Here is a 1014-nt window from a genome sequence, read left to right on the forward strand (position 1 = left end):
ATGTACGCCTTACGGGGTAATGGTTATGCTTGAGCATATTGGCTATGAGCTTGAAGGTAAGCATGTGGTCATAGTAGGGAGAAGTAATATCGTTGGCAAACCGGCCGGACAACTGTTTTTAAATGCGGATGCAACAGTTACCTACTGTCATTCAAAAACAAAGGACCTTGCTTATTATACGAAGCAGGCTGATGTGGTTGTTGCAGCTGTTGGAAAAAGAGACACAATTACTAGTGACCATATTAAAGAAGGTGCAGTCGTCATTGATGTCGGAATGAACAGGAATGATGAAGGGAAGCTTTGCGGCGATGTTGCGTTTGAAGAAGTGAAAAATAAAGCTTCATACATTACTCCTGTTCCTAAAGGGGTTGGTCCCATGACCATCACAATGCTAATGAAGAATACAGTCAAATCTGCTCAAAAAACACTTAACTTGAACAAACAAGCACTAAAAAGTTAAAAAAATCGCTAAATTATTTTAAAGAAGCGGACCTCTTGTTTTATAATAACGAGAGACCGCTTTTTTTCTATTCATAGATTTACGAAAGTTTTAAGTGTAACCTATAGGTGAGCTTTCTTATATCCGATTCTTGTCGGAAGGAGACATTATATGAGCAACCAACAATATTTGAGTGTATCGGCTTTAACGAAGTACATTAAAAGGAAGTTTGATGCCGATCCTCATTTGCAAAATGTATACATAAAAGGTGAAATTTCCAATTTCAAACAACATACAAGTGGCCATATGTACTTTACTTTGAAAGACGAGAAGGCTCGCTTGCTTTCCGTTATGTTTGCTGCAAATAACAAAGGGATGAAATTCCTTCCCGAAAATGGGATGAAGGTACTTGTGAAGGGCGAAATTTCATTATATGAAGCGAGTGGACAGTATCAGCTTTATGTGAAAAGCATGGCTCCTGATGGTGTTGGGGACCTGTATCTTGCATATGAACAGTTAAAGAAAAAGCTAGAAGCAGCAGGCTTGTTTTTAGCAGAACATAAGAAGACGATTCC

At 38.6% G+C, this 1014-nt stretch carries 2 protein-coding genes; both read left to right on the plus strand.

Annotated features, from left to right (window positions below):
- Positions 1 to 460: bifunctional 5,10-methylenetetrahydrofolate dehydrogenase/5,10-methenyltetrahydrofolate cyclohydrolase (locus tag AC1DUW_RS30360; RefSeq protein WP_477644380.1), on the plus strand; the 460-nt coding region annotated here is incomplete at its 5' end.
- A 150-nt stretch (positions 461 to 610) separates the two neighbouring features.
- The coding region (locus tag AC1DUW_RS30365) for an exodeoxyribonuclease VII large subunit (RefSeq protein WP_477644381.1) at positions 611 to 1014 on the plus strand (404 nt) is incomplete at its 3' end.

This window comes from Peribacillus sp. P4_C12, from assembly GCF_056402095.1.